We start from the raw sequence: 6,804 nt of genomic DNA, 5'->3' as shown, positions 1-6,804 counted from the left end.
CGGCTGCTACTGAGCAGCCGCGAACCGGATCGCACCGGGGGATCTCTCCCGGCAGGCATCGGGCGCAGGCTCATCGGGCTGGTGGGGCCAAAGCGGATCGGAACGTTCAGTTGAAGATAGACATGTTCGAAGTTTTTTGCAGCGGCCCGCATTCGGGCCGCTCGCGGCGTTTGCGGCTCGTGGCCAGCTGCCTGGCCCTGTCGCTCGCCCTGCCGCGGATCGCCCTTGCCGACGAGTATCATCTGGGATCGCAAGACAAGCTCACCATCCGTATCGCGGAGTGGCAGACCGTGGAAGGCACGTTCCGCGACTGGTCGGCGGTGAATGGCGTATACACGGTCGGGCCGGCCGGAATGCTGTCGGTGCCTTTCGTCGGCGAGCTGCCGGCATCCGGCAAGACAACGGCCGAAGTCGCGGCGGCGATCGGCGAGGCGCTGCAGCACAAGCTCGCCTTGTCGGACCGGCCCGAGGCATCGGTGGAAATGGCGCAGTTCCGGCCGTTCTATATTTCGGGCGAGGTGCAGAACCCCGGGCAATTCCCCTATGTGCCCGATCTTACGGTGCTGAAGGCGGTCAGCATCGCCGGCGGCATCCGGCGAAGCGCCGACTACGGTCCGCAGCTCGGCAAGGACCTGGTCACCGCCAAAGGCAATTTCGACATATATGACGATCAGCGCGTTCGACTGATCGTCAAGCGCGCGCGCATCGATGCCGACCTTGCGGGCAAGTCGAGCTTCGACGTGCCGAAGGAGGTCGAGGGCGACCCGAGACTGCAGGCCATCGTCGCGGACGAGATGACGATCCTCACGGCTGACCAGAAGGCGCTGAAGCTGAAGCTAGAGGCGCTCAGCGACCTGAAAGGGGTTCTGCAGGCCGAGATCGAATCGCTGCAGAAGAAGATCGTCAACCAGCAGAAGCAGGTCGACCTGGCGCAGCAGCAACTCACCAGCATCGGTCCGCTGGCCCAGAAAGGCCTGGTCGCCAACGCAAGGCTGCTGGATTCACAGCAGTCCGTCACCGACCTTCAGGGCAAGATCCTGGACTACGAAACGGCCATCCTCACCGCCAAGCAAGCGATCAGCAAGGCAACGCAGGATGCCATCGACGCCCAGAACACGCTGAGCTCGAGCCTCGCCGCCGATCGGCAGCAGACCGAAGCCGACCTGAACGAGGCCGCGCTGAGGGTCAACATGCAGAAAGGATTGATGGCCCAGGCCACCGATCCCGCCACCGTGGCCGCCAGCGCAACCAACGAAGAGCCCACCCTGATCTATTCACTGCTGCGCGCTGCCGACGGCAAGACAAGCGAGATTGCGGTCAAGGAAGACACGCCGGTGCTGCCGGGCGATGTGATCAAGGTCAAGCTGGCGCCAATGCCCAGCCAGTAGGCGGTCGATAAGAGCAGTTCACCGTTCACGAAAACGGTGAGCTGCTCTATCCGTTTGTTTTTGCGCAATTCCGGACGGAAAGCGCTGCGCGCTCTTCCCGGTACACACTTTTCCTGAAATCACCCTGGAGCGGGGCGGCGTTTGAGCGAATCGCCAGCGCTCTATCGCCTTGTCTTGACGCAAGCCCAACAGGAAACCGATCCGCACTCATCGAGCCGCATCGGTGCCAGGCTCCGGCCCGCTCCAGCCTCTGGCGGCATTCGCCTCCTCGATCCTTGCCGCAGACAGGCGAGGACGGGCAACGGGCAGCCGCGCCAGCTTGAAGAAGCTGAAATACATCAGGAAGGAACCCATGATGTAGGGGTTGAGGATCTCGACCTCGACGAAGGAGCGGATCAGGAGCAGCACCATGACGCCGGCCAGAACGACCGAATCCGCCCGCCATGTCCCGAACGCCACCGCCGAGACATGGCCGTAGAGCGTGCGCAGGATGACCAGCGAAACCAGCGTCGCCCCGACGAAGCCGAGTTCGACAAGGGCTTCGATGTAGGTGTTGTGGAAGTGGAAGCCGGTGCGGGTGGTGATGTAGAACTCGTTCCACAGGCGCTCGGCCTCGGCAAAGCCCTGGACCCAGTATGCGGCATAACCGACGCCGAGCATGGGCGCCCTCTGCGCGGCGTTCCAGCCCTGCTCCCACAGATAGGTGCGCCCGGTGAGCGTCGAATCCTTGCCGAACAGGCCGAGGACGAAGTCCATGAGGCCGAGATTCAGCGCCACAAGGATAGCGACGACCAGCATGCCTGTGCCGACCAGGAAGATCACCCGGCGGTAGCGTCGCGACAGCACCTTGCTCATGGCAAGCAGCATCACCAGCGCCAGCACCGCCGGTGTCGAGGCCATCGAGGTGGCCGAATGCGAGATGACCAGCAGATAGGCCGACAAAAGCACCACCGGCACGGTCAGGAACAGGCTCAGCCGGCCGTGCCTGAGGAAGGCGATGAAGACGACGCTGAAATAGATACCGAGGGAGGCGACGAAGCCGATCTGGTTCTTGGAGGCGAAGGCGCCGACGAAATTATAAGTGCCGTCGAGGACGTCCTCGGAATAGGCCCCGACCTTGAGAGAGTAGAGCAGGACGACGAATATGCCGACCAGGGCGCCGATCGTCAGGGTCCGCACACTGACGGCTCGCGCCGCGACATAGGCGCAGGCGATGTGGGAGAAGTACTGGACGGCCGTTCTCGCGGTGATGCCGGGAGCGTCCGACCAGAAGACGGAGAAGCATACATAGGCCGCGAACGACAATGGCAGCCAGGCGCTAGACAGATGCCGCAGGAACCGCCTGTAGTCGACCATGATGAGGGGCAGCCACACCGCATAATAGGCCAGGATCAGCACCTGGCCGAATATGACGGAGTAGGAGAATGCCCAGACCGAGACGGCAACGGCAAAACTGCCGTAGACCGAGTTCCTCTCGGGATCGACCAGCAAGGACTTTGGAATCTTCATCTCAGGTTCTCGCCGAGCCTACCCCGGACCGCCGCGTAGCCGGCAGGCATCTCCGTAAGAAGGGTGCAATCGACGGCATCTCCATTGTGCAGTGCAATATAACCTATCGCGCCGCGCGCTCAATGGCAAATGCGGTCACCTTGTCTTACAGCCAGGCGAGCGCCGAGAGATCAGGTCCGGGACACGCCCGGACGGGATCGGACTTCTCTTTCCATTGCCGGCCTCTCCATCGAGGCCGCAACCAGCCGTGCGCGCTACCAAAGTGCTCCGCCGGTGACCTGTATGTTTTCCATGGTGATGCCCTTGGCCATATCCGAGCAGAGGAACACGGCCAGCGCCGCGATCTCCTGCGGCTGGAGGATGCGCTGCTGCGGGTTGCCCCTGGCGATCTCGGCCATCGCGTCCTCGGCCGTGCGGCCCTTGCCCTCGCGCTCGACGACCTGCGCCACGTTGCGGCGCATCAGTTCGGTCTCGACCCAGGTCGGGCTGATCATGACGCAGGTGACGCCATGCGCCGCCCCTTCGAGCGCCACGCAACGGGTGAGGCCGAGGAGACCGGCCTTGGAGGCGCAGTAAGCGGGATTGTCCTTCCAGCCGACCGAGGCGGCGGTCGAGCCGATGTTGACGATGCGGCCCCAGCCGCGCTCGATCATGCCGGGCAGCACGGCGCGGGTGGCGCGGAAGGCGCCGGTGAGATTGGTGTCGACGATCTTGTCCCACAGCGCGTCGGAATGGCCGCAGACCGGCTGCTCGGCCGTGGTGCCGGCGGCGTTGACCAGGATGTCGACAGGACCCACCGCCGCCTCGGCGTCGGCCGCGAAACGGTTCGTGACGTCGCTGTCGCGCACGTCAAGATGGGCGGCGTAAATCCTCGTTCCATGCGCGCCGAGAGCCGAACGCACGCGCTCTATCTCGTCAGCGCCGGGATAGTAGGCGGCGTCGGATCTCTCCACGCCGCCAGGTGCGACATAGGAACCGACAGCGACATTGGCGCCGGCCTGCGCCAATGCCGTGGCAATCGCCAGGCCCATTCCGGAGAAGCCACCGGTGACGATTGCGCCGCGGCCGGAAAGGTTTGTCATCGGGCATGGCCTCCGCGCGGCACGGGACGGTCCATCAGTCCCGAGAGTATCTGAACTTCATAGGCCAACATAACCTTCGGAGCCGGTGACGAAACTTGTGTCCTTGCCATCAGCTTTCCTTGTCCATCGGCTCCAGCGGCTTGCCCAGCCAATCGCGGTAGAAACCTTCCAGGTCGGGTTCGAAATCATGGACGATGGGATAACCCGGCGCCGCGGCCTCGACCTCGTGCAGCGTGCCGCATTGCGGACAGATGAACTCGCGGATTTCCATCCATTCGGGATCCGGCAGGTCGCTGTTGGGATAGATCTCGCGCAGCGCCTCCTCGCTGTCGCGCACGATGATCGAAGCCTTCAGCTTCCAGTTCTTGCGGTAGTCGCCGAAGGAATTGCCGCATTCGCAACGGGTTACCCGCTCATCGCCGCTCTGGCAGATGAAGAGGTGGTCGCCCACGGGGAGCAGTATCGGATCGCTCCAGCCGACACGGTCCTGCAAAACCGAAACATATTTGAAGAACCGGTCGTCATCCTTGTAGGCGCTCATGACGCGGCGCGTCTGCGGCCAGGGCAGCGTGCCCGCGACCAGATCGGCGATGACTTCCTTGCTGTATGAGGTCATGGTCCTTACTCCACGCCGAAGGTCGATTTGGCATCGACATCCCAGAAGCTTGAAAAATCCCTGGTGAAGCGCGGCGAAAGCTTGATGGCGCTGGCATACATCTTCTTCACCTCGGGCGCGAAATCGACCGCCTTCACCCGCTCGCGCTCCTTGGCCATCCACTCCGAGACCGGCCTGGCCCGAGCGAGCCGGCGCGACCGCATCTCGGCGCGGTGGCGCTTGGTGGCTTCGAGATCGGCGACGGGATAGCCGTCCTCGTCCTCGTCAAGCACGATCCCGAAGATATTTCCGGCAGCTTCCCTGGTGAGATAGCCGTTCTCGACGTCCGATGCTGTCTTGAGCGGGTCGCGCTCCAGCACGTCGCCATAGCCGCCCCCGCCATTGTAGGAATGGGTGAACACGTCGCCGGTTTTGTGGGGTGCGGTGATATAGGGCCCTTCCATCGTCACGTGCTGGCCTTCGAGCCGGACCTCGAGTTCGGAACGATAAGGATTGGTGCCGGTATGGTGCGCCAGCGGCGCGCCCTTTTGTGCAAGCTCGAAGATGTTGCTGTCGCGCACCGCACGGTGTTTTTGGCAGGTCGGCGCCGGATAGCCGCCGCAGAGCCCGCCATTGTCGAAGACGCGCGAGGAGTGTTCCGAGGTGACCAGCCGGAGATGGTCGGTCTTGCTGACCAGCCAGGTCGACAGGAAGGCGCAGCCGCCGCGATATTTGCCGGCGCCGCCGGAATTGGCAACGATCGAGCGGCCGATATAGACCATCGGCATGTTCTGTTCCCAGATCTCGATGTTGCCCATGTCGGATTCAGGGTTCCAGCCGACATAGGCGGTGTCCAGCCCGTCCTTGATGGCAAGCGCGCCGGAACCGGCAGCCGCGCATTCGAAATGCGCCATGCCGAACAGCGTGCCGTACTGGCTGGTTCCCCCCATCTCGATCATCGGGCTGTTGACCTGGCCGACGAAGGCCTCCTCGACGAAGCCGCGGGCGATGAATGATCTCGACAAGAGCCGCTGGAAAACGCCATAGGCCGGCAGGAGCAGCGCCCAGGACGTGGCCGTCGCCACCATCTCATTGTCGGGATTGGTCCAGGTGCCATGCGGCAGCTTCAGCTCCGTTGCCATCCAGGCGCCGTCATTGACCAGGCCTTCGAAATTCATGTGCTGGGTCAGCGTCACGAACATGCCGCCATCCATGCCGGCCGGCGTGCAGTTCATGGAATGGTAGCCCCAGGGCTGCGTGCCCTCGAAATCCATGATGATCTTGCCGCCCGTGGTGATCTCCATTTCGATCGGAATGTTGTAGAGCCAGTCGGGGTCGCCGAGCGGCTGGTAGCCCGGCTTGCCCTTGGTGACGTGACCGTAAAAAGTATGCCCCCGATAGATGCCGGGAACGGTCAGTTGTCGCGTGCGGGCGAGTTGCGCGCGGCGGCCCTCCTCGATGAATTCCTTGGACACCTTCATCCAGTAGTCGAGGCCGATCTCGTCGATCAGCGCCTTGACGCTTTCGCGCATGTCGATGCAGGAGGCGACCTTGGCCTTCTCGTCCAGCACCCAGTAGATGGGCATGCGCAGATTGCGCTCGCAGCGGATGACGTAGTCGCGCCGCAACTCGTCGTTCTGGCCGACTTTTTCGGCACAGACGAACAGGCCTTCGGTGAAGCGCTCCTGGGCCAGCGCCACGTCGCCGCCCGGCGTGATGCCGCCGGCCTCCAGCTCATGGCAGACGGCGCCGGCCCAGCCGACGAGCTTGCCCGAGTGGAAGATCGGCACCACGTCCATCACGTCGGGCACCTGCACCGTGCCGATGAAGGCGTCGTTGTTGGCGAAGATGTCGCCGTCGACGATGCGGGGATTTTCCTCGTAGCCTTGTCTGATCATCCATTTGATAAAACGGCTCATCGTGTGCACATGCACCATGATGCCGTTGGAGAGCGCGATGGCGTCGCCCTCGGGCGTGTAGATGGCGACGACCATCTCGCCGACCTCGCGCACGCCGGGCGAAGCCGAGATGCGACGCGCCATCTCGCGCGCCGAGACGCAGTAGGCGCGCAGCTTGGTGTGCAGCGTCTCGAATTTCAGCGGATCCTGGTTGCGCAGTTCGAGATCGGTAATGCCGTCATAGCAGCCGGTCTCGTCCATGAGCCGTTCGGATTCGATCAGCCGCTCGCGGAGGCGCAGGGCGGAGGCGGGTTTGTCCAGCATGGCGTTCG

The 6,804-nt window shown here is 63.4% G+C and carries 5 protein-coding genes; 1 reads left to right on the top strand and 4 read right to left on the bottom strand.

Going from position 1 to position 6,804, the window contains the following annotated elements; genetic code table 11:
- The first annotated feature begins 122 nt into the window (after nucleotides 1-122).
- Nucleotides 123-1,388: a polysaccharide biosynthesis/export family protein gene (locus LB547_RS31425; protein WP_181165291.1), complete on the top strand. Its 1,266-nt coding sequence runs from the start codon at nucleotides 123-125 to the stop codon at nucleotides 1,386-1,388.
- A gap of 207 nt (nucleotides 1,389-1,595) precedes the next feature.
- Here the strand turns inward: LB547_RS31425 and LB547_RS31420 are convergent, their stop codons facing one another.
- From LB547_RS31420 to LB547_RS31405, 4 genes are all read right to left on the bottom strand, one after another.
- Entirely contained in the window at nucleotides 1,596-2,897 is a 1,302-nt protein-coding gene (locus LB547_RS31420) for an O-antigen ligase family protein (RefSeq protein ID WP_140512908.1), read from the bottom strand.
- Between the two features lie 254 nt (nucleotides 2,898-3,151).
- Nucleotides 3,152-3,979 (bottom strand): SDR family NAD(P)-dependent oxidoreductase, encoded by an 828-nt coding sequence (locus LB547_RS31415; protein WP_140512906.1) that lies wholly within the window; start codon nucleotides 3,977-3,979, stop codon nucleotides 3,152-3,154.
- Nucleotides 3,980-4,088: 109 nt separating this feature from the next.
- Complete coding sequence (locus LB547_RS31410; protein ID WP_140674193.1) at nucleotides 4,089-4,595, bottom strand: acetone carboxylase subunit gamma; 507 nt, start codon at nucleotides 4,593-4,595, stop codon at nucleotides 4,089-4,091.
- 5 nt (nucleotides 4,596-4,600) lie between these two features.
- Nucleotides 4,601-6,796 carry a hydantoinase B/oxoprolinase family protein gene (locus LB547_RS31405; protein ID WP_140674195.1) on the bottom strand — a complete coding sequence of 732 codons (2,196 nt, stop codon included), beginning with the start codon at nucleotides 6,794-6,796 and terminating at the stop codon, nucleotides 4,601-4,603.
- Nucleotides 6,797-6,804 lie beyond the last annotated feature (8 nt).

The sequence above is a fragment of the Mesorhizobium sp. B264B1B genome (assembly GCF_020165765.1).
GTDB lineage: Bacteria > Pseudomonadota > Alphaproteobacteria > Rhizobiales > Rhizobiaceae > Mesorhizobium.
The sequence above is the reverse complement of the archived record's forward strand: the minus strand, read 5'-3'. Positions and strand labels throughout refer to the sequence as shown.